At 37.8% G+C, this 1,068-nt stretch carries 1 protein-coding gene; it reads left to right on the top strand.

What is annotated here, in order from left to right:
* Window positions 1–261 precede the first annotated feature (261 nt).
* Window positions 262–603, top strand: a complete 342-nt coding sequence (locus DWU89_RS20700) for a hypothetical protein (protein ID WP_158543419.1) — start codon at window positions 262–264, stop codon at window positions 601–603.
* Window positions 604–1,068 lie beyond the last annotated feature (465 nt).

The following is a 1,068-nucleotide window of genomic DNA, read 5'->3' on the forward strand; positions in this document are numbered from 1 at the left end:
GACTGGGGTACTGTTATTCAGTATGTTACAGTCGGATAATTTGCCCTCAATTTTTTTATATGCAATAGGCGCACATTCGGATTGTTCCGAGTGTGCGCCACTTTTTTTGTAAATATGCGATTCTCCGTGATAGCCCTACCACTCATTTTGATAGTATTGCACATTACAAAATTTGCTAATTTTCAGACAATCAGCAAATTACAAAAAGCCAAGATAGGATCGCCTATCACCATGACGCAAATACAACGCATGATATAATATATGAATCAAAAAGTAAACGTCCAGACAGAGATAAATAGCTTGTCTGTAAATCTTAGACAGAAGAACAAAAGAACAAATGAAGATTATCCGGGTTTAACCGTGGCGGTGTGTCAAAACACCCTTGTCCCCGCGCTTGACGCGGGACCGCAAAAGAACAAACCTTATCAATCAGTTGTTTATACGGTCGATTTTAATGCGATCCCGCGTCAAGCGCAGGAACAGGGCAGTTTTGTACTGCCCCATACACCGACAAATAATGGTTTGTACATATTAGAGATGCACAGCCGTGCATCTCTACACCCGGACACACAAAAACAAAAATATCATACAGCTGTACTATAAAAAGAAAGAACATAAAAGGCAAACATCAAAAGCCTCACAGAAAACACCCTTGATAATACGTTCACCGCCTATTGTGATATTTTTACCGCCTGCCAAAAGAAGACAAAAGATAATCATGCACCATGATACTTATACTATTGTAATTGAGACTTTCACCGATGCATAAAAGACAGTCATTCCTATCAATACAAAGGGCAGGCATGATAGTTTTACACCCTTTTGAGAGATTTTCAACCCTTTATTTGATACTTTCTCCAACTATTTTGATGTGTTTAACATTTATTACACGTAAAACTATTGCAGGATCCGATTTACTGCCATACATTTGCATTGTCAACGAGAAACAAGAGGTTTTGATGAGGGTCTTAACCGAGGGAAAAGTTCTCACAGAGTATAGGGTTTATTAATTGCATAAAAAAATTAGGGTCATGAAAAAGGGTAAAATTTTCACAAATTGTTTCTTCA

It is taken from the genome of Parabacteroides acidifaciens (assembly GCF_003363715.1).
GTDB lineage: Bacteria > Bacteroidota > Bacteroidia > Bacteroidales > Tannerellaceae > Parabacteroides > Parabacteroides acidifaciens.

What these genes read in the sequence shown, in the direction of transcription:
- DWU89_RS20700 (WP_158543419.1), top strand. Translation starts at nt 262, where the DNA reads ATGAATCAAAAAGTAAACGTCCAGACAGAGATAAATAGCTTGTCTGTA.